This window comes from Amycolatopsis sp. CB00013, from assembly GCF_001905755.1.
Taxonomy (GTDB): domain Bacteria; phylum Actinomycetota; class Actinomycetes; order Mycobacteriales; family Pseudonocardiaceae; genus Amycolatopsis; species Amycolatopsis japonica.
This window is the reverse complement of sequence record NZ_LIWC01000003.1, coordinates 1,453,708-1,472,229: the sequence shown is the minus strand read 5'-3', so window position 1 is coordinate 1,472,229 and position 18,522 is coordinate 1,453,708. Positions and strand designations below refer to the sequence as shown.

Annotated in this window: 19 protein-coding genes; 7 read left to right on the top strand and 12 right to left on the bottom strand. The window is 69.0% G+C overall.

Translation table 11 applies throughout. From position 1 onward, the window contains the following. Positions 1-89: 89 nt before the first annotated feature. Both AMK34_RS26410 and AMK34_RS26405 read left to right on the top strand, forming a co-directional pair. On the top strand, positions 90-1,280 hold the full coding sequence (locus tag AMK34_RS26410) for a cytochrome P450 family protein (RefSeq protein WP_083649990.1): 1,191 nt from the start codon (positions 90-92) through the stop codon (positions 1,278-1,280). A 26-nt stretch (positions 1,281-1,306) separates the two neighbouring features. Next, positions 1,307-2,164, top strand: a complete 858-nt coding sequence (locus tag AMK34_RS26405) for an LLM class F420-dependent oxidoreductase (RefSeq protein ID WP_073847111.1) — start codon at positions 1,307-1,309, stop codon at positions 2,162-2,164. Here the strand turns inward: AMK34_RS26405 and AMK34_RS26400 are convergent. Beyond that, positions 2,145-3,542 (bottom strand): serine/threonine-protein kinase, encoded by a 1,398-nt coding sequence (locus AMK34_RS26400; RefSeq protein ID WP_083649989.1) that lies wholly within the window; start codon positions 3,540-3,542, stop codon positions 2,145-2,147. The two genes, AMK34_RS26405 and AMK34_RS26400, sit on opposite strands and share 20 nt — an antisense overlap. A gap of 229 nt (positions 3,543-3,771) precedes the next feature. On the opposite strand from AMK34_RS26400, the gene AMK34_RS26395 reads away from it, so the two are divergent. Both AMK34_RS26395 and AMK34_RS26390 read left to right on the top strand, forming a co-directional pair. Continuing rightward, positions 3,772-4,464 (top strand): IclR family transcriptional regulator, encoded by a 693-nt coding sequence (locus tag AMK34_RS26395; RefSeq protein ID WP_038515271.1) that lies wholly within the window; start codon positions 3,772-3,774, stop codon positions 4,462-4,464. Between the two features lie 349 nt (positions 4,465-4,813). Further along, positions 4,814-6,376 carry an amidase gene (locus tag AMK34_RS26390; RefSeq protein ID WP_073847203.1) on the top strand — a complete coding sequence of 521 codons (1,563 nt, stop codon included), beginning with the start codon at positions 4,814-4,816 and terminating at the stop codon, positions 6,374-6,376. A 61-nt stretch (positions 6,377-6,437) separates the two neighbouring features. On the opposite strand, the gene AMK34_RS26385 is transcribed toward AMK34_RS26390, so the two are convergent. Then, complete coding sequence (locus tag AMK34_RS26385) at positions 6,438-6,977, bottom strand: TetR/AcrR family transcriptional regulator (RefSeq protein ID WP_073847109.1); 540 nt, start codon at positions 6,975-6,977, stop codon at positions 6,438-6,440. 360 nt (positions 6,978-7,337) lie between these two features. On the opposite strand from AMK34_RS26385, the gene AMK34_RS26380 reads away from it, so the two are divergent. Further along, positions 7,338-7,829 carry a DUF1772 domain-containing protein gene (locus AMK34_RS26380; protein ID WP_073847108.1) on the top strand — a complete coding sequence of 164 codons (492 nt, stop codon included), beginning with the start codon at positions 7,338-7,340 and terminating at the stop codon, positions 7,827-7,829. On the opposite strand, the gene kstD is transcribed toward AMK34_RS26380, so the two are convergent. From kstD to AMK34_RS26355, 5 genes are all read right to left on the bottom strand, one after another. Next, positions 7,814-9,562, bottom strand: coding sequence for a 3-oxosteroid 1-dehydrogenase (kstD, locus tag AMK34_RS26375; RefSeq protein WP_073847107.1), 1,749 nt, complete (start codon positions 9,560-9,562; stop codon positions 7,814-7,816). The two genes, AMK34_RS26380 and kstD, sit on opposite strands and share 16 nt — an antisense overlap. A 131-nt stretch (positions 9,563-9,693) precedes the next feature. Beyond that, positions 9,694-10,731, bottom strand: coding sequence for an LLM class flavin-dependent oxidoreductase (locus AMK34_RS26370; RefSeq protein ID WP_073847106.1), 1,038 nt, complete (start codon positions 10,729-10,731; stop codon positions 9,694-9,696). Beyond that, on the bottom strand, positions 10,731-11,249 hold the full coding sequence (locus AMK34_RS26365; RefSeq protein WP_038515277.1) for an SRPBCC family protein: 519 nt from the start codon (positions 11,247-11,249) through the stop codon (positions 10,731-10,733). The genes AMK34_RS26370 and AMK34_RS26365 overlap by 1 nt, the downstream gene beginning before the upstream one ends. 56 nt (positions 11,250-11,305) lie before the next feature. Then, the gene (locus tag AMK34_RS26360; protein ID WP_038515278.1) at positions 11,306-11,812 is read right to left on the bottom strand and encodes a winged helix-turn-helix transcriptional regulator; all 507 of its coding nucleotides are present in this window, start codon (positions 11,810-11,812) and stop codon (positions 11,306-11,308) included. A 60-nt stretch (positions 11,813-11,872) separates the two neighbouring features. Continuing rightward, complete coding sequence (locus AMK34_RS26355; RefSeq protein ID WP_073847105.1) at positions 11,873-12,796, bottom strand: hypothetical protein; 924 nt, start codon at positions 12,794-12,796, stop codon at positions 11,873-11,875. 537 nt (positions 12,797-13,333) lie between these two features. Here AMK34_RS26355 and AMK34_RS26350 point away from each other — a divergent pair. Continuing rightward, positions 13,334-13,747 (top strand): SsgA family sporulation/cell division regulator, encoded by a 414-nt coding sequence (locus tag AMK34_RS26350; protein WP_038515280.1) that lies wholly within the window; start codon positions 13,334-13,336, stop codon positions 13,745-13,747. A 48-nt stretch (positions 13,748-13,795) separates the two neighbouring features. On the opposite strand, the gene fgd is transcribed toward AMK34_RS26350, so the two are convergent. From fgd to AMK34_RS26325, 5 genes are all read right to left on the bottom strand, one after another. Then, positions 13,796-14,800 carry a glucose-6-phosphate dehydrogenase (coenzyme-F420) gene (fgd, locus tag AMK34_RS26345; protein WP_037344247.1) on the bottom strand — a complete coding sequence of 335 codons (1,005 nt, stop codon included), beginning with the start codon at positions 14,798-14,800 and terminating at the stop codon, positions 13,796-13,798. A 333-nt stretch (positions 14,801-15,133) separates the two neighbouring features. Then, positions 15,134-15,610, bottom strand: a complete 477-nt coding sequence (locus AMK34_RS26340; RefSeq protein WP_228694568.1) for a DIP1984 family protein — start codon at positions 15,608-15,610, stop codon at positions 15,134-15,136. A gap of 43 nt (positions 15,611-15,653) precedes the next feature. Further along, positions 15,654-15,932 (bottom strand): hypothetical protein, encoded by a 279-nt coding sequence (locus AMK34_RS26335; protein ID WP_241832857.1) that lies wholly within the window; start codon positions 15,930-15,932, stop codon positions 15,654-15,656. A 130-nt stretch (positions 15,933-16,062) separates the two neighbouring features. Continuing rightward, positions 16,063-16,479 (bottom strand): CBS domain-containing protein, encoded by a 417-nt coding sequence (locus AMK34_RS26330; protein WP_016333456.1) that lies wholly within the window; start codon positions 16,477-16,479, stop codon positions 16,063-16,065. A 59-nt stretch (positions 16,480-16,538) separates the two neighbouring features. Further along, entirely contained in the window at positions 16,539-17,732 is a 1,194-nt protein-coding gene (locus AMK34_RS26325) for a zinc-dependent alcohol dehydrogenase (protein WP_038515281.1), read from the bottom strand. Between the two features lie 89 nt (positions 17,733-17,821). Between AMK34_RS26325 and AMK34_RS26320 the strand changes: the two genes are divergently transcribed. After that, on the top strand, positions 17,822-18,181 hold the full coding sequence (locus AMK34_RS26320) for a VOC family protein (protein WP_073847104.1): 360 nt from the start codon (positions 17,822-17,824) through the stop codon (positions 18,179-18,181). The last annotated feature ends 341 nt before the right edge of the window (positions 18,182-18,522 follow it).

Below are 18,522 nucleotides of genomic sequence, written 5' to 3'. Positions count from 1 at the left end.
CACGATTGCTCTCGAACCCGGATCAAGATACCTTGACCATTCAGATGATGAGAACATCTGATTTGAACATCCGAACTGGGAGAGCCGCCTTGTCCGAAGTTCCCGAGATCCTGCTGACCGACCCCGAGGTCCTGCGCGACCCGTTCACCGCCTACGGCCCCGTCCGCGAGCGCTCCCCGATCGCCAAACTCTCCGCGCCGGGGTTCTCGATGTGGGCGGTCCTGCGCCACGAAGAAGCACGGAAGATGCTGAGCGACCCGCGTTTCGCCCTGAGCCCGAACAGCTATCAGCGCATGGACATCCCCGACCACTGCCGCCCGTACATGCGGACGATGCAGGAGGTCGAGGGCCCGGAACACCTCCGGCTCCGACGGCTGGTCGCCCCCGCGTTCACCCCACGCAAGGCCGCGGCGCTCCGCGAGGGGATGGGGCGGCTCGTGGACACCCTCCTCGACCAACTCGCCGGAGAAGACCGGATCGACCTGGTCACCGCGTTCGCGCGCCCGCTGCCGGTGGACGTGATCTGCGCTCTGGTCGGCATCCCCGAAGCCGACCGTCCGCGGTGGCGTGAGTACGGCGCCCTGGTCTCGGCCGGCGACGGGGCGGGGCTCGCGAAAGCGGTCCCCGGGATCGTCGAGGGCGCACTCGCGGCCATCGCGAAACGGAAGCTCGAACCGGCCGAGGACGTCCTCTCGCAACTGCTCAGGATCCAGGCCGAAGACGGCGACAGGCTGAGCGAAACCGAGCTGGTCGCGCTGGTCTGGCAACTCGTACTGGGCGGCCAGGTGCCCGGCAATCTCATCGCCAACGCGGTCGAAACCCTGCTTTCCCATCCCGAGCAGCTGGCCGAACTCCGTGAAGACCCGACGCTCATGCCCGGCGCGGTCGAGGAGGTGATGCGCTGGCAGAGCCCGCAGCTGCTGACCCTCCCCCGGTTCGCCACCACGGACGCCCGGATCGGCGACGTCCTCATCCCCGAAGGAGAACCTGTTACCGTCGCGATCGCCGCGGCGAACCGGGACCCCAGGGCGTTCCCCGACCCGGACGTCTTCGACATCCGGCGCGCGGCGGGACCGGCATGGCATCTCGCCTTCGCCCACGGGCCGCACTTCTGCCTCGGCGCTTCACTGGCCAGGGTTCAGGTCGAAGTCGCGCTCACCGGCCTGCTGCGCAGATTCCCCGATCTCGCCCTCGCCGACGGCCTCCTGCGGATCCCGGACCCGGGCACCTGGCGGCTGAACGCCCTGCCGGTCACGCTGCATGCCACGGTTGCAAACTGAAACACGTTCTAATAGCGTGACCGCCTGTGAGATACGGGATCGTGCTGTTCACCAGTGACCGGGGCATCAGTCCGGCGGCGGCCGCGCGGGCGGCCGAAGCGGCGGGCTTCGACGCCTTCCACGTGCCCGAACACACGCATATCCCGGTCAAACGGGAGGCTCCGCATCCGCGCACCGGCGACTCGTCGCTCCCCGACGACCGCTACCTGCGCACGCTGGACCCGTGGGTCGCCCTGGCCACGGCGGCCTCGGTGACCACGCGGATCCGGCTCGCGACGGCGGTGGCCCTCCCGGTCGAGAGCGATCCGATCACGCTGGCGAAGACCATCGCCAGCCTCGATCACCTCTCGGCCGGGCGGGTCACGCTCGGCGTCGGCTTCGGCTGGAACGTCGACGAACTGGCCGATCACGGCGTCCCCGGCGGCAAACGCCGGACGGTGCTGCGCGAGTACCTGGAAGCGATGCGCGCGCTCTGGACGCAGGACGAAGCCTCGTACGCGGGCGAGTTCGTCTCGTTCGGCGCCAGCTGGGCGTGGCCGAAACCGGCCCAAGCGCATATCCCGGTGATCGTCGGCGCGGGCGCGACGGAGAAGACGTTCCGCTGGATCGCGAAATCCGCCGACGGGTGGCTCACCACGCCCGGCGACACGGACATCGAGGACAAAGCGCGGCGGCTGCGCGAAATCTGGCACGAAGAGGGTCGTGCCGGGGAGCCGGAGATCTCCGCGCTCGGCGTCCGCCCGGATCCGGAAAAGCTGGCCGAACTGGAAGCGGCCGGGGTCACCGAGACGATCTTCGGTCTGCCGGACCGCTCACCCGAGGAGGTCGAGGCCTGGCTTCAGCGCCTCGCCGGGAAACTCGGCCTCAGTGCTGGGAGTCGATGAGGTAGCGGCCGTCCTTCTGGACCAGGACGAAGGTCTCCCGCCCCGTCGTGGTCCCGCCCGACGCCTTCACGTAAGTGAGCGTCGCCGTCACCGTGGTGCCGGATTCGGTCACGTTCGACACGGTCACCGAGCTGTACTGCCGCCAGTAGTTCGAGTACCGCTCGAAGCTCTGGTTCCTGGTCTGCTTGAAGTTGTCGCTGAGCGTCGCGAAGCCCGCCTGGAGATTCCCCGGGATGAGGGAGTAGTAGGCCGCGAGTGCCTGCCCCGGTGTCTGCGCGGGCGGCGGCGCGACCGAGGAGGACGAGGACGGAGGCGGCGTCGACGGCGGCACTGAGGACGGCGAAGGCGGCGGCGCGACCGGCTCCGAGGTCGTCGGCGCCGCGGACTGCGACTGGGAAGCCGGCGGCGGGGCCTGATTCGTCGAGGCGTCGTCGTCGCGGTTGAGCACCACGACCACGGCCGCGGCGGCGGCCGCCGCGAGCACGAGGAACACCGCGAGCACGCCGATCAGCATTCCCTTGCGCGCCTTCGGCGGCGGCTCCTCCGCGACGAGCGTCGTCGGCTCCCCCGCCGCGAGCGCGCGCAGCTCCCGCTCGGTCTCGGACATCGTCGGCCTGCTGTCCGGCCGGACGTCGAGCAGCCGGTTCAGCAGCGGTGTGAGGATCCCGGACCTGGTCGGCGGGGTGATCTCACCGCTCGACGCGCGGTACAGCAACGCGATCGGGTTCTCGGCCGTGCCGTACGGCGTGCCGCCTTCGAGCGCGGTGTACAGCGTCGCGCCGAGCGAGAAGACGTCGGAAGCGGACGTGGCGTCCTCGCCGCGGGCCACCTCGGGCGCCAGGAAGGCCGGTGTCCCGGAGATCTCGCCGGTCGCGGTGAGCTGGACGTCGCCCATCGCCCGCGAGATCCCGAAGTCGGTGATCTTGACGGTGTCGTCGTCGCCCAGCAGGACGTTGCCGGGCTTGATGTCGCGGTGGACGATGCCCGCCCGGTGCGCGGCCGCCAGCGCCGAGCAGAGCTGGATGCCGAGACGGATGACGTCGTCGACCTCCATCGGCCCCTCGCGCAGCTTCTCCGCGAGGCTGGTGGAGGGCAGGTACTCCATGATGATCCATGGACGGTCCTGCTCGTCGATCACACCGAAGACGGTGATGGCGTGCGGATGCACCAGCCGGGCGGCGATCCTGGCCTCGCGCAGCGCGCGGTTCTTGGCCTCGTCGGCCTTCTCCTCCCCTGCGCCGTGCGGCAGAAGGAGTTCCTTGACCGCGACCGTGCGCTCCAGGTTCTCGTCGCGCGCCCGCCACACGGTGCCCATGGAGCCACCGCCGACGGGCTCGATGAGATCGAACCGATCGGCGAGGCGGCGGATCTCCTCCATTATCGACGTCCCCCTGGAGCTGTGGTGTTCGCGCGAACCTTGCCAGCATGCCAGGAACGCGCCGGGACGCCGGACCCGGCAGGGTGGTTCGCGGCGCGGTGTCGGTCACGTCGGCGAATGGGCCGTTCAGCGGAACCCCGCCCCATCGGCTGCCCGGAAGTTCGTATCCCGGCAGGCCGGAGGCGCACTTTACTTCTCCGGTGTGGCCTGTTTCCGGGAAAGGGCGGCGATGCGGGAGACCATTGGCGGACGCGGCGTGCTCGAAGGAGCGTTCACGTTGCTGGAAGCACTCGACGAGCACGGCGGGCAGGCCGGGCTGACCCAGCTCGTGCGGACCACCGGGCTCCCGAAGACCACCGTGCACCGGCTTCTGGACCAGCTGGCCGACTTGGGCGCGGTGGAACGGGCGGGCCGCGGCTACCGGATCGGTTCGCGGGTGTTCCGGCTCGGGCGGCGCTGGCAGCCCGAACTCCGGGACCTGGCCAAGGAATGGCTGCCGGTGCTTTCGGCGCGGATGCGCGCGAGCCTGGTGCTCGTGGTGCCGAGGGAAGGGCGCGCACTCGTCGCGGCCGGGGCGGTCCTCCCCGCCGACGACGTCCCCGTGTGGCCGGGCAGCCCGCTGCCGCCCGGGACCGCCGCCGGGCGGCTCCTCGCCGCCCATCACCCAGCGCTCGCCGAACCGGACACCGACGCGCTGGAGATCCGCGCGAACGGGTTCGCGGCGGAGTCGGAGACGATCGCCGAGGGACTCGGTTGCGCCGCCGTCGCCGTCCGGACCCCGGACGGCCGGGTCGGCGCGGCACTCGCCGCGGTCCTCCCCGTCCGCCGTGATCCGGTTTCCGCGGTCACCGCGCTGGCGAGCAGCGCCCGCTCCTTCGGTACCGCGCTCGCCGAAAGCACCGGGCGAAACCGCGCCGGATGATCGGCGAACCCCGAACAATCCCCGACCAACACGGCAAGCGGGCGGCCACCTGAATGCGGGCGGAATATTTCCGACGAAATCCCGGAAATCGCCTCACCGTGTGTCCGCGACCGGTGCCGCCCCGTGCAGAAATCGAGTAAACCCGCCTGCCACAGGCCGTTTGCGTGACCGGTCGCCTACCGGACGAGGCGTTCACGCGGCGATTAAATCACCATCCGCGGCTTTTTCCGGGCACTTCCGAAACGGAGCGGCGCACGTACTGTTCAGGAATTCTTTCGACCAAGGAGGGAATTCCTTGACAAGACATTCCTTGAAAAGACGTGGCGCGGCCGTGGCGGCGTTCCTCGTCATGGTGTCCGTTGCGTCCGTCACCACGGCCGTCCCGGCGTGGGCCGCGGAACGGTCCGGCCGTCCCGTCGTGGCCGGGATCGACCTGGAGCGGGCGACGATCCCCGACCTGCAGCGGGCGATGCGCTCCGGACGGCTGTCCTCGGTCGAGCTGACCGCCTTCTACCTGCAGCGGATCCGCAAGCTGAACCCGACGCTGCACGCCGTGCTCTCCACGAACCCGGACGCGCTGCGGCTCGCCGCGGAGAGTGACGTGCGACGGCACCGGCACCGGTCGAAGGGCCCCATGGACGGCATCCCGGTGCTGCTCAAGGACAACATCGACACCGCGGACCGGCAGCCGACCACCGCGGGCTCGACCGCGCTGCTGGAGTCGCGCCCCTACCGTGACGCCGGCGTGGTCGAGAACCTGCGCGAGGCCGGGGCGGTCATCCTCGGCAAGGCCAATCTTTCGGAGTGGTCGAGTTACCGCTCCACCAGTTCGTCGAACGGCTGGAGCCCGCTCGCCGGCCAGACCGCGAACCCCTACGTCCTCGACCGCAACCCGTGCGGTTCGTCGTCCGGCCCGGGGGTCGCCGTCGCGGCGCACCTCGCGACCGTCGCCGTCGGGACCGAAACGGACGGTTCGATCAGCTGCCCGTCCGGCGCGAACGGCATCGTGGGCGTCAAGCCGAGCCTCGGGCTCGTCAGCCGCAGCGGGATCGTGCCGGTGTCGAAGCAGCAGGACACCGCGGGCCCGATGGCGCGCAACGTGGTGGACGCCGCGATCCTGCTCGCGGCCCTCAACGGCGCCGACCGTCGCGACCCGATCACCGTCGACGCCGCGAAGCAGTCTATCGACGACTACACGAAGTTCCTGCGCCCCAACGCTTTGCGAGGGAAGCGGATCGGTATCTGGCGTGAGGTGTACACCCCGGACGACACCACGAAGGCGGCGTTCGAGCAGGCGTTGACCAGGCTGCGGAAGCTCGGCGCGACCACGGTCGAGATCACCATCCCGTACCTGGACGTCATCGCGGCCAACGAGTTCCCCGCGATCAGGACCGAGTTCAAACACGACATCAACGCCTACCTCGCCTCCACCGGCGGCAAGCATCCCGCCGATCTGGCGGGGCTGATCCAGTACAACCTGGACCACGCGGCGGTCGAAATGCCGTACTGGACCCACAATCTCTGGGACCGTTCGCAGGCGACCACCGGTGATCTGAACGATCCGGCGTACCGCGCGATGCGGGAAGCCGCGACGAGCGCCGCCCGGCGGGGCCTCGACGAGACGCTGCGCGGCGCAAAACTCGACGCGATCGTCGCGCCGACGAACAACGCGGCGTGGAAGACGCAACTCGGCGTCGGCGACGGCGCGCTGCTGATCGACTCGTCCGGCCCGGCGGCCGTTTCGGGCTACGCCAACATGACCGTTCCGATGGCGTACGCCGGGCCGTTGCCGCTGGGACTGTCGATCATGGGCGGGCGGTTCAGCGAACCGTCGCTGCTGGCGATCGCGTACGCGTTCGAACAGGACACGAAGGTCCGGCGGTTGCCGACCTACATCCCGTCGATCGGCTGAGTGCGGGTTCGTGAGTGATCCGGGTCGTCTGAACGGCCCGGATCACTCACGACGTCCCCGGCTAATGGACCAGGAGCCCCAGACTGCGCTCGGCCTCCGCCACGGCGGAATCGCGCTCGACGTGACCGTCGATCACGAGCGTGGCGAGCCCGTGGAGCAGGCACCAGAGCGTGACGGCGAAGCCGCCCGGATCGTTCCGCTCCCCCACCCGCTCGGCGAGCAGCGCACAGGTCTGCCGGTGCGCCTCGGCCAGTTCCGGATACGCGGCACGGTCACCGATCCCGGCGCCCGCCATCAAGCGATACAACGCGGGATTCTCGAGAGCGAAGCCGAGGTACGAGTGCCCGAGCGCGGTCACCGTCCCGGCGCCGCAACCCTGCAAGCACCCCTGCAACTCGGCGTGCCCTTCCAGCGCGACCGCCACCAGCAGCGCGTCCTTGTCGCGGAAATGCCGATACGGCGCCGCGGTGGACGCACCCACTTTCGCGACCGCGGCGCGCAGACTCACCCCCTCCGGACCTCGTTCGACGAGGAGCTCCCGCGCGGCGAGGACAAGCGCACGACGGAGATCCCCGTGGTGATAGGCACGTTTGTTGATCATGGCGGACCCCCCAGCCCTTGATGCCACGTGAACGCCTCACCTTAACGGGTGCTCACGCGACAACTGGCGGGAACGCGAAGGTGGCCGCTCACGGACCGGGCACCCAGGCGCGGCGTGAGCGAAGGCGTGACTCACGTGATCAGGCACGTGACTCGCGTGATTGGAGGCCGCACTCGGGGTGTTCCGCCTCTGATCACGCGAGTTCCGGCTTCGATCACGTGAGTGCGGGTCTCGCGTGGGTCGTGAGTGGCGTTTCGGGTTAGAACCCGAAACGCCACTCACGACCACCTGTACCGACGCCCACCCCACGCTAACTCCGACATGTTGTCAGATTTACCCACGCCCGCTAAGTTTGACGCCATGTCAAAGTTCAGGTCGGATCTCGTCACCGGCGTCGCCCTCCTGTCGACGGGACTGCTCGCCGGGGCGTTCGGCTACGGCGCGGTCAACGTCGCCGCCACGTTCGACGTCGTCCCGCTCGACGTGCGGCTGACCTTCCACACGGCGCTGATGCAGCGCAACGGCGTCGTCATGCAGACCGCTATGGCGCTCGCGGCGATCAGCTCCCTCGCGCTCGCCCTGCTGAGCCGAGGGCGGCCGCGATGGCTGGCCGGCGTGGCCGCGGGCCTGGTCGTGACATCGTTCCTGGTCACCCGCTTCGGCAACGTCCCGATCAACGGCCGGATCAAGGTCTGGGCCGTCACCACCGCACCCGCCGACCACGCGGCGATCCTCGATCGCTGGGAGACCTACAACGTCATCCGCACCGTCGCGGCCCTCACCGCTTTCGGGCTCGTCATCGTCGTCTCACGGCTCAAGCTCCCGGACCGCACGCGTCAGCTCGAAGCCTGATCGGCGAGGTCGTTCGCCGCGACGTACCCGAAGGTCATCGCCGGCCCGATCGTCGACCCCGCGCCCGCATAACTGTTGCCCATCACCGCCGCGCTCGCGTTCCCGGCGGCGTACAGCCCGGGAATGACCGAACCGTCCGCCCGCAGCACCCGCGCCCGCGCGTCGGTGCGCATCCCACCCTTGGTGCCGAGGTCGCCCGGCACGATCTTGAACGCGTAGAACGGCGGTTCCCAGAGCGGGGCGAGGCACGAGTTCGGCAAGACGTACGGATCGGTGTAGTAATGGTCGTAAGCGCTGTCGCCCCGATGGAAGTCACTGTCCACACCGGACAGTGCCTGCCCGTTGAACCGGTTGACGGTGGCGCGCAACGCCTGCGACGGGACACCGATCGCGGTGCCGAGTGATTCGACGGTCCACGCCTTCTTGACCGCACCCGCCGAGTACCACTCATCGGGAAGTGGCAGCAGTGGCGCGACGTCGCGGAAGAGATACCGGTTGCGGTAGTGCTGATCGACGATCAGCCACGCGGGAATGGTGGGTGACGTCGGGTTCCGGTCGTACATCGTGTGCACGACGTCGCTGTACGGCGCCGCTTCGTTGACGAACCGCTTGCCCGCAGCGTCCACCATCAGCCCGCCGGGCAGGGTCCGTTCGGCGAGACAGAAGTACGGCTCGCCGGGTAGCGGGATCGCCGGCCCCCACCAGGCGTCGTCCATCAGGTCCAGTGCCGCCCCGGCGCGCTTTCCGGCCAGGATCCCGTCGCCGGTGTTCGACCGCGCGCCGACAGTCCATTGTGTACCGATCGGCTGGCGCTGATACTCGGCCCGCATGGCGGCGTTGTGCTCGAACCCGCCGGAGCCGACGATGACACCTCGCCGCGCCTTCACCACACCCGCCGCGACGGCCACCCCGGTGACCTTCCCGTTCTCGATGACGAGATCGGTCAGCGGCGTGTTCAGCCAGACCGGGACACCGGCGCGCTGCAGCCCGGCCCGCAGTCCCGCGGCCAGCGATTGCCCCATGGTGAGCGGTTTCTGCCCGGCGAGCGCGGCGGCCGTGCCGCGGGCGAGGCAGGCGGCCGCCACCGCGGCGCCCTTCGGGTTGACCGCGGCCAGCGCGAGCCATTTGTAGTCCGCGCTGAAGACGACCATGCCCGCGGGCGTGGCGAGATAGGGCGGGTTCAGGTTGGCCAGTTCGGCGCCGAGGATGTTCCCGTCCAGCTGGTCGGGTTCGATCGAGCGGCCGTCCGGCATCCCGCCGGGCAGTTCCGGGTAGTAGTCGCTGTAGCCCTCCATCCACCGGAACCGGAGCGGACTGTTGGCCATCACGAAGGACAGCATCGCCGGGCCGTTGGCGAGGAACGCTTCCTGCCGCGAGGCGGGGATCGACGGACCGACCACGGCGGACAGATACCGTGCGGCCTGTTCCGGGGTGTCGCGGACGCCGGCCTGCGCCAGTACCGGGTTGCACGGGATCCAGATCCCCGCCCCCGACCGGGCGGCCGAACCGCCGAATTTCGCCGCCTTCTCCAGCACCACGCAGCTGAGCCCCCGCTTGGCCGCCGTCAGCGCGGCGGTCATCCCCGCCGCACCCGCGCCGACCACGACGACGTCGTACTCGCCGACCACCGCCGAGCCCGCCGAAGCCATCCCCGCCAACGGCAGTCCCGAAGCGAGCGCGAGCCCGGTGCCGCGCAGGACCTGACGGCGGGACAGGCGGAGATCGGGACCCATGAATCCTCCTCGCGTGGGGGATCGAGCGAGGTCATGTTCTCCAGCCGGCGGCAAAAGTGAAACAAGTTCTACCCGCTTGGAGCAGGCGGCGACCGCCGCGCTCGGCCGGTCACCTCAACCGGCGCGGGCATTCAGCCCAGCGCCCGGACCAGGTCCAGCGCACGCCCCAGGGTGGTGAGCCGGTCGGCGACCGTCTCGCCCGCCGGATACAGCCGGACCGTGTCGACGCCGGCGTCCTGCCAGACGCGCAGGCGTCGCGCCACCATCGGCTCGGTGCCGATCAGCGTCGTGCCGAGCACCATCTCGTCGGTCACCAGCGCGGCCGCGCCCTCCCGGTCGCCCGCCTGCCAGCGCTCCCGCACCGCCGCGGCGGCCTCGGCCCAGCCTTGCCTGCTGTAGGCGTTGTTGTAGAAGTTCGTCTTCGCCGAGCCCATGCCGCCGAGACTGAACGCGAGTTCGGCCTTGCGGCTCGCGACCATCCCGCCCAGTTCGTCCTCGTCCTTCGCGAACGCGACTTCGGCGCCTTGGCAGACTTCGAGGTCCGCCCGCGTCCGGCCCGCCTTCGCGAGACCGGCGTCGAGATGCGAGAAGTAGGCCTGTGCCCCTTCCGGCACGAAACTGGTCCCCAGCCAGCCGTCCGCGATCTCCCCGGTCAGCTCCAGCAGCTTCGGCGAAAGCGTGGCCAGATGGATCGGGATGTCCGGATTCGGCGCCGTCGACAGCCGCATCGGCCTGCTCTCGCCCGGCAGCGGGATCTCGAACTCCTTGCCGGAGAACGCGATCTTCTCCCCGGCGAACGCCTGGCGGATGATCGCGACCGTTTCCCGCATCCGCGTCAGCGGCCGGGCGAACGGAACGCCGTGGAGCCCCTCGATCACCTGCGGCCCCGAAGCGCCGAGCCCGAGCACGAACCGCCCCTCGGAAAGCTCCGAAAGCGTCAGCGCGGCCTGCGCGATCGCCACCGGGGTCCGGGTGCCGAGCTGGATGATGCCCGAGCCGAGCCGGATCCGCTCCGTCCGCGCCGCGAGGTAGCCGAGCACGGACGGCGCGTCCGATCCCCACGCCTCGGCGACCCAGCAGTCGTCGAGGCCGAGCTTTTCCGCCTCCAGCACGAACTCCAGCGTCTCCCGCGGACCACGGGAAGCCTCGACCGTGGTCGCCGTCCGCATCACGCGCCGCCCGCCTCGGCCCGCTCCTTGATCGCGGCGAGGGTCCCGGTCATCGCCTTCTCGAACTCGCGCAGCCGGACGAAGACGATCTTCTCCTCTTTGTCCGGCATCTGGTCGATGGCCAGTGAGAGCCCCGACCGCCCCGGCCCCAGCTGCATCCATTGCCGGAGCTTCGTCCCGCCGTTCTCGGGCTCCAGCGTGAAGCGCCACAGCGCCGTGGGCGTCTCGGCGTCGTGCACGGCCCAGGTGAACACGCGTGGCTCGTCGCATTCGACGACGTGCGACGTGGTCTCCCATTCCCCGAGCGCGTCGTGCCTGCTGCGGCCGACGAACCGCCTGCCGACCGCGGCCGCGCCTTCCACGCCGTCACACCATTCGGCGGCCTGGAGCTCCTGGCTCATCTCCGGCATCAGCCGCACGTCGGAGACGATCGACCAGACCCGTTCCGGGACGGCGTCGACCCACGCCTCGACCTCGACCGTCGGCTTGTCGGCGTACTTGGCGCCCGTCCACTCCATCGTGGCCCGCCTCCCATGCTCGTGACCTCGATAGTTGCGTAGATGGACTTACGTTGTCAAACCTCCTGCGCGGCGAAACGGCGCACCACATCGGGACGATCCGCGAGCTTCGGCGGGTAGCCCGGTCCGAGCCGCGCGCGGGTGTTCTCCCCGGTCAACCGCCCGGCGCAATGCGCGCAGACGACCTCCGCGTGCGTGTCCTGCCCGCAGGTCTCGTGATGGAGGGTGACGGGCGGCCCGGCCTCCCCGGCGAGCCAGCGGTCGCCCCAGCGCGACATCGCGGCGAGCACGCCGTAGAAATCCGTGCCCTTCTCGGTCAGGACGTAGTCGTAACGGACCGGGTCGGCCTGGTAGGCGCGCTTTTCCAGCAATCCCTCCCCGACCAGGCGGCGCAGCCGGTCGGCCAGGGTGTTCCGCGCGATGCCGAGCTCCTGCTGGAACTCGTCGAACCTGCGGATCCCGTAGAACGCCTCGCGCAGGACCAGCGGCGTCCACCAGTCACCGAGCAGGTCCATGGTGCGCGCGATCGAACACGGCCATTGCGCGAACGAAGTCCGTTTCATACCCGCGAGCCTACGCCCGGTGAAATTGATCCGGTCATTCCTCCACCTATTCCCCGGCGCTCAGGCACTGGCTCGAAATGTTGCGATCCGGTCAAGAATATCTCGCGCATTAATATCGCCGACTCGCTTCCGCACGCTTTCCGACAGTGGCTTCAAACGATCTCGTGTCCGCGCGGAACGGATCCCGTCCGCGATCTCCATCGCGGCGAGACCGACCTCCGCGGCCCGGTCCATGTCACCCTCCAGCGCGTGGTCGACGGCGAGCCAGATCATCGTCAGCGACCGGCTGCGCATCATGTCCGGGCCGTACCCGTCGATGGCCTCGGTGAGCGCGGGAATCGCCTCACGGCAATGACGGACGTCGACGAGCCTGGCGAGTTCGGTGCGCACCGTGCCGATCATCGCGGCCAGGTCGTTGGCCGTGAAGAAGGCCGACCACGAGGGCACGGCGTCGCCGACGGAGTCCGCGAATTGTTCCGGGGCAAGGGAAAGCTTGTCCAGCGCTTGACGGACGTCACCGAGCAGCGCGTAGGCCCACGCCTCGTTCGCCGACAGGATCGCCTGCGACAGCGGCCGTCCCCCGCGGCGCGCCGCGAGCTGTCCCTGCCGGAATTGCTCGAGCGCCTCCGCCGGCGTGCGGTGATGCAGATACATCCGGCCGAGCCGGTAACGGATGTTGGCGAGGAGATCGTCGGCGCCGGCCTCCGTCGCGAGTTCGAGCGCACGACGGAAGTGCCGCTCGGCCCGCACGGGGCAACCGGAATCGAACTCCGTCCAGCCCCTGAGGTTGTGCAGATCGGCGACCACTCCCGCCAGCCGCCTGGCCAGCGGCTCGGACATCATCCCCCGCCGCAGCGCGGCGCCGTATGGCTCCAGCACGCGCAGCAGTTCCCGGCAGGATCCGCCGCCTTCCCGGTAGTCGCGTGCCCGAAGTGCTCCGATGACACCCTCGAGCCGGTCGATGTCGGCCTGCCCGACCCGCATCGGGAGCCGCTCAATCACGGCGACGCTCCCGCACACGGGGCACCGCCGGCGCGGTCGCCACGCCCGGCGAAGGCGGCGCGGATCTCGGGATCACCCGACCGCGCGGCCCGTGAACCGTGTTCCGCTGCCCGGCGTCCTGCCTGGGAATGGCGACGGTGATGCGTACGCCCATTACCGCTCCTTTCCCTATCCTCAACGACCATGCTCGCCGGGGTCCAGGACGGAGCCACGCCGATCTCCTGGAATACGTGAACGACGCACAATGATGTTAACCACGGGGAATAGCGATTCACTCCGCCGAACGGCTGGCTATTCTCATTCACCGGAATATGCACGTGCGGAGTCTCTTTCTTTTGCACGGCTGATCGCTTTTTCCGGCCGCTCACCGCACGTGCCCGCCGGGAACCGTCCGTGAGCACGTGAGACGCAGCTCTCAGCCGAACGTGTGAACCTTGTCAACTCGGGTCACGAAAAGGCTTCACATTGCGTTATCAATAGCTGAAGATCAACAGCAACCGAACGTAAGGGGCTGAAGCGTTGGACAAGGAAAGCGACCTCATCCGGGGGACGATCGTCTTCGGCCTGCGCACTTTCGGTGCGGACCCGCTCCCCGTCCAGGCCGATCTCGAATACGACCCCGAAGACCCCTACGCCGTCGTGGTGGCCTACCACTCGGGCGGCGGGACGGTCCGCTGGATGTTCGGCCGTGATCTCCTCGCGGACGGACTGCTCACTCCATCGGGTGAGGGCGACGTGATCATCAGCCCGGCCGACGACACCTCGATCGTGATCTTCGCGCTCAGCGCGCCCGACGGCTGCGCGGTGCTCGAAGCCCCGGCGCAGGAGCTGGCCGAATTCCTCGACCGCACCTACGACGTCGTCCCCGCCGGGTCCGAGCCGGAATGGTTCGACTTCGACCAGGAGATCGGCAAGCTCGTCACCGAGTCCTGACGGCCCGGTGGCGGCACCGCTCGCGCGGTGCCGCCCGCCGACATCGGTTCAGGCGAGTTCGCGCAGCCCCGGGACGACCTGCTCGGAGAACGACCGCAGGAACCGCTCCTGGTCGTGGCCGGGACCGTGGAAGACGAGGTGGTTGAAGCCCGCCTCGACATACGGCTTGATCTGCTCGACGGCGTCGGCCGGGTCGGAGGTCACGATCCAGCGCCGGGCGACCTGCTCGATCGGCAGCGCGTCCGCGGCCTTCTCCATCTCGGCCGGGTCTTCGATACCCGCCTTCTGCTCCGGCGTCAGCGAGAGCGGCGCCCAGAACCGGGTGTTCTCCAGCGCCTGCGCCGGATCCGGGTCGTAGGACAGCTTGATCTCGATCATCTTGTCGATGTCGCCGGTGCTGCGGCCCACCTGCTCCGCGCCTTCCGCGACCGCGGGCAGCAGCTTCTCGGTGTAGAGCTCCATCCCCTTGCCGCTGGTGCAGATGAAACCGTCACCCTGCTTGCCGACGTACTTCGCCATCACCGGGCCGCCGGCCGCGATGTAGATCGGCACCCCGCCCTCGGGCCGGTCGTACACGGTGGCGTCGGTGGTCTGGAAGTACTCGCCCTCGAACGTGACGCGCTCCTCGGACCACAGTTTGCGCATCAGGTCGATCGCCTCGCGCAGCCGCGCGAACCGCTCCTTGAACGCGGGCCACTCGATACGGGCGACCGCGACCTCGTTGAGGGCCTCACCGCTGCCGACGCCGAGCAGCACGCGGCCCGGGTACAGGCTGCCGAGCGTGCCGAACGCCTGCGCGACGACGGCCGGGTTGTAGCGGAAGGTCGCGGTCAGCACGCTGGTGCCGAGGACCACCCGTTCGGTGCGCTCGCCGACCGCCGCCATCCACGCGAAGGAGAACGGCGCGTGCCCGCCCTGATGCCGCCAGGGCTGGAAATGGTCGCTGACCATCACGCTGTCCAGCCCGACCTGCTCGGCGAGCACGGAGTACTCGACGAGGTCGCGCGGGCCGAACTGCTCGGCCGACGCCTTGTAACCGATCTTCAGTGCCATCCGGGGTCACCACCTGGACTCATGGGTTGTTCCGCTCTTCACCTTGGCACAGAGTCGATCAGCCGCGCCCATGCCTCGGCGGGGTGAAGATGTCGGGAACACCACTGTGACACCGGGAATGCGTGGAAAGACCCCGTACCCGCCCTCACCCTCCGGGACCGGCACGTGGTGATGAACTGTGCCGTTTGCGCCGTCACCTGTGCGCCGTGCTGGGCGGAGTTGTGATCGGGGAGTCGAACCCCCACGCTGCCCGCCACGTGCCAGGAGGCGGACCGGAATACCGCCGGCCCTCGGCTTGTGCCCGCTTCCCGGTGGGCTACCTGCTTTCCACGTTCAGTCCAGGAGGTCGGTCTCCCAGTTGGTGCGCTGGATCTCGACGTCGACCAGCCGGATCTCCCCCGCGACCCGGTCCGCGCGGGACCGCAGTTCCGCGACCGGCAACGCGGAGAGATACCGGAGTTCCGAACGGAGCTGACGGCCGTAGCCGCCCTGGTTGCGCCCGGCCGCGGCGTCGGCGGCCGCGGTCAGGACTCCGTGCCTGAGCCGGAGGACGTCGCGGCGCGCGATCGCGTCGGTGATCGTGCCCTCCCCGAGCCGGGTCGCGGCGTTGGTCCGGTTGATCCGCTGGATCAGCGATTCCAGTTCGTCCAGCGCGGTTTCGGCTTCGACGAGCAGGGCGGAGGCGTCTTCCGACGGTTCCTCGCCCTCCTGGTGCCGCGCGTTGTCGACGATCCGGGAGCGCAACGCCTCCACCTTCTTGGTCGCGTCGGCGCGCAGAGCGAGCGCTTCGGCCAGCTTGATCCGGGACATGCCGGGAAGTATCGCCAAGATCGACGACCGCCGCACCCCGTTTTCAGCCTGCCAAGGAATGTCGCCGATAGGACGAGTCGGGCTCGGTGTATTCGAGGCCGTTCTCGTCGGGTGCGTTGAACTCGACGTCTTGGAGCACCTGACCCTCCAAAGCGGACAGTTTCGGGAAGACGTCCTGCCGCCACCGGAGCGAGCTGGGCTCGGCCGGATCACCCCAGTCCCATGAGGACTTCCCGACCGGGTCGATCCTGTTCCAGGTCAGGGAAAGTTCGTCGAACTTCCAGTGCGTGATCTCCAGCCGTTCGTCGCCGAAGTCGACCACGACGGGCGCGTCGGAGAGCCACTCGGTGTACTCGACGATCCCCGTGTGCCCTCCGGATCGACTGGAGTCGGGAGAGCCACACGGGTTCGTAACCCTCGATGTCGAAGAACGCCACCGAGCGAGTATGCCGTCAGTCGTAGGACAGGGCTTCCACCAGTTCACCGCTGTCCGGGTTGGGCAGGGCCTTGGCCACGTCCGCCTGCGCCACGATGCCGACGAGCTTGTGCCCGTCGATCACCGGCAGGCGCCGGACCTTGTGGTTCGCCATGGTGCGCATGATCTCCTCGGCGTCGTCGTCGGCGCCGATCGTCACCGCCTCGCCCTGCGCCAGTTCCGAAGCGTGCAGCGCCCTCGGGTCCTTGCCTTCGGCCAGGACTTTCACCACGATGTCGCGGTCGGTCAGCATGCCCTTGAGCTTGCCGTCCTCGCCGCAGATCGGTACCGCGCCCACCGATTCGGCGGCCATCTTCTTGGCCGCGTCGAGGACGGTTTCGGAGGCGGACACACAGGTCGCGTTCGCGGTCATGATGTCTCGTGCCGTGGTCATCCCATCGCTCCTTCCTTCAGGGTCGTCCACCGGATACCCGGCATCCCCGGGCCGACACCTCAAGCCGCCGACGGCTCCAGAAGGATCTTGACGGCGCCGTCCTGCTTCTTCTGGAAGATCTCGTAGGCGTGGGGCGCGTCCTTGAGCGGCATCTTGTGCGTCGCGAAGCCCTCGACGCCGAGCGGATCGGCGGAGTCGGCGATCAGCGGCATGATGTCGTCGATCCAGCGCCGGACGTTGGCCTGCCCCATCCGCAGGGTGATCTGCTTGTCGAACAGGTCCATCATCGGCAGCGGGTCGACCATGCCGCCGTAGACGCCGCTCAGCGAGATCGTGCCGCCGCGCCGGACGCAGTCGATGGCCGCGTACAGCACGCTGAGCCGGTCGATGGCGGCCTTCTCGGTGATCTTCGCGCCGATCGGGTCGGGCAGCAGGGCGACCAGGTTCTGCGCCATTCGCCCGATCGGGGCCCCGTGCGCCTCCATCCCGACGGCGTCGATCACCGAGTCCGCTCCCCTGCCGCCGGTCGTCTCGCGGATGAGGTCGCCGAGGTACTTGTGTTCACGCGTGTCGTAGGTGACGACGCCGGCCGCGGCGGCCTTCGCGAGCCGTTCCGGCACCAGGTCGATGCCGATCACCTTCCCCGCGCCCCGGTGTTTCGCGATCCGGCAGCAGAACTGCCCGATCGGGCCCAGCCCGAAGACCACGACCGTGCCGCCTTCGGGGATGTTCGCGTAGTCGACGGCCTGCCAAGCCGTGGGCACGACGTCGGAGAGGTACACGAAACGCTCGTCCGGCGGGCCGTCCGGCACCTTGATCGGGCCGTACTGGGCCTGCGGGACGCGCAGGTATTCGGCCTGGCCGCCCGGGACCTGCCCGTAGAGCTTGGTGTAGCCGAGCAGCGCCGCGCCCTTGCCCCGATCGGTGACCTGTGTGGTCTCGCATTGCGACTGCAGGCCGCGGTCGCACATGAAGCAGTGGCCGCAGGAGATGTTGAAGGGGACGACGACGCGATCACCGGGTTTCAGGTTCGTCACCCCGGAACCGACCTCTTCGACGACGCCCATGGGTTCGTGCCCGAGGATGTCGCCCTCGTCGATGAAAGCGCCGAGGACCTCGTAAAGGTGCAAATCGGACCCGCAGATACCGGTCGAGGTGATCCGCACGACGGCGTCGGTCGGTTCGGCCAGTTTCGGATCCGGGACGGTGTCGACCCGGACATCGCGTTTGCCGTGCCAAGTGACGGCCTTCATGGTGCTCCCTTCGGCGAGTGGCTCTGCTCCCCGCCGGGTGCCCGCCCGCGCATCCGGCAAACCTCGCCGTTCCGTGCCACCGTTGATCCATGCGAACCCGGATGCTCGCCGTCGCCGTCGACTGCCGTGAGGCCGAAGCACTGGCCGCGTTCTGGAAGGAAGCACTCGGCTACCCCGAGACCGAGCGGTGGACCGACGGTCATGGCGTGACCTATGTCGAGTTGAAGAGCCCCGACGTGCCGAGCCTGCTCTTCCAGCCGGTCCCCGAGGGGAAGTCGGGCAAGAACCGGCTGCACCTCGACCTCGCGCCCGCCGAACTCGAGCAGCGCGAAGAGGTCGCCCGGCTCGTGTCGCTCGGCGCCAGGATCATCGAAGACCCCGAGTCGGACGACTGGGTCGTCATGGCCGATCCGGAAGACAACGAATTCTGCGTGCTGCCGCGGCGCTGAACCTCTTCAGCCGCTTAGGGATTCCGGCTGCGGTTTGGTTCTCCGGCCCGGTCCGTGAAGGACCGGAATTTGTTGATCTACGTCTGACCTGCGCGTGGGCGGGGTCGAGCGTTGTCGATGAAGGATTTGGGACGTTCACTGTCCCAGATCCTTCATCAACGACTCCAAGCGCGGAGGAGCCAGGACGTTCAACGCCCCGAACCCCTCAGGCTCGACCCACACCAGGTGGGTAAGCAAAACGAGTCCCTCAAGGAGGCCTTCACGGACTTGCGAGGCGCTACGCGAGCCCCATGAACACCAGCAGTCACAGCGACCGCGCGTGAAGGCCCCCTTTCCTCGGC

Excerpts from the sequence above, each read along its gene's own strand:
- AMK34_RS26395 (WP_038515271.1), top strand. The coding sequence starts at position 3,772 with ATGCGGGAGACCATTGGCGGACGCGGCGTGCTCGAAGGAGCGTTCACG.
- AMK34_RS26330 (WP_016333456.1), bottom strand. The coding sequence starts at position 16,479 with ATGACCACGGCACGAGACATCATGACCGCGAACGCGACCTGTGTGTCC.
- AMK34_RS26400 (WP_083649989.1), bottom strand. The coding sequence starts at position 3,542 with ATGGAGGAGATCCGCCGCCTCGCCGATCGGTTCGATCTCATCGAGCCC.
- AMK34_RS26325 (WP_038515281.1), bottom strand. The coding sequence starts at position 17,732 with ATGAAGGCCGTCACTTGGCACGGCAAACGCGATGTCCGGGTCGACACC.
- AMK34_RS26390 (WP_073847203.1), top strand. The coding sequence starts at position 4,814 with ATGGTGTCCGTTGCGTCCGTCACCACGGCCGTCCCGGCGTGGGCCGCG.
- AMK34_RS26370 (WP_073847106.1), bottom strand. The coding sequence starts at position 10,731 with ATGCGGACGGCGACCACGGTCGAGGCTTCCCGTGGTCCGCGGGAGACG.
- kstD (WP_073847107.1), bottom strand. The coding sequence starts at position 9,562 with ATGGGTCCCGATCTCCGCCTGTCCCGCCGTCAGGTCCTGCGCGGCACC.
- AMK34_RS26365 (WP_038515277.1), bottom strand. The coding sequence starts at position 11,249 with ATGGAGTGGACGGGCGCCAAGTACGCCGACAAGCCGACGGTCGAGGTC.
- AMK34_RS26320 (WP_073847104.1), top strand. The coding sequence starts at position 17,822 with ATGCGAACCCGGATGCTCGCCGTCGCCGTCGACTGCCGTGAGGCCGAA.
- AMK34_RS26355 (WP_073847105.1), bottom strand. The coding sequence starts at position 12,796 with ATGCGGGTCGGGCAGGCCGACATCGACCGGCTCGAGGGTGTCATCGGA.
- AMK34_RS26380 (WP_073847108.1), top strand. The coding sequence starts at position 7,338 with ATGTCAAAGTTCAGGTCGGATCTCGTCACCGGCGTCGCCCTCCTGTCG.
- AMK34_RS26340 (WP_228694568.1), bottom strand. The coding sequence starts at position 15,610 with ATGTCCCGGATCAAGCTGGCCGAAGCGCTCGCTCTGCGCGCCGACGCG.
- fgd (WP_037344247.1), bottom strand. The coding sequence starts at position 14,800 with ATGGCACTGAAGATCGGTTACAAGGCGTCGGCCGAGCAGTTCGGCCCG.
- AMK34_RS26385 (WP_073847109.1), bottom strand. The coding sequence starts at position 6,977 with ATGATCAACAAACGTGCCTATCACCACGGGGATCTCCGTCGTGCGCTT.
- AMK34_RS26360 (WP_038515278.1), bottom strand. The coding sequence starts at position 11,812 with ATGAAACGGACTTCGTTCGCGCAATGGCCGTGTTCGATCGCGCGCACC.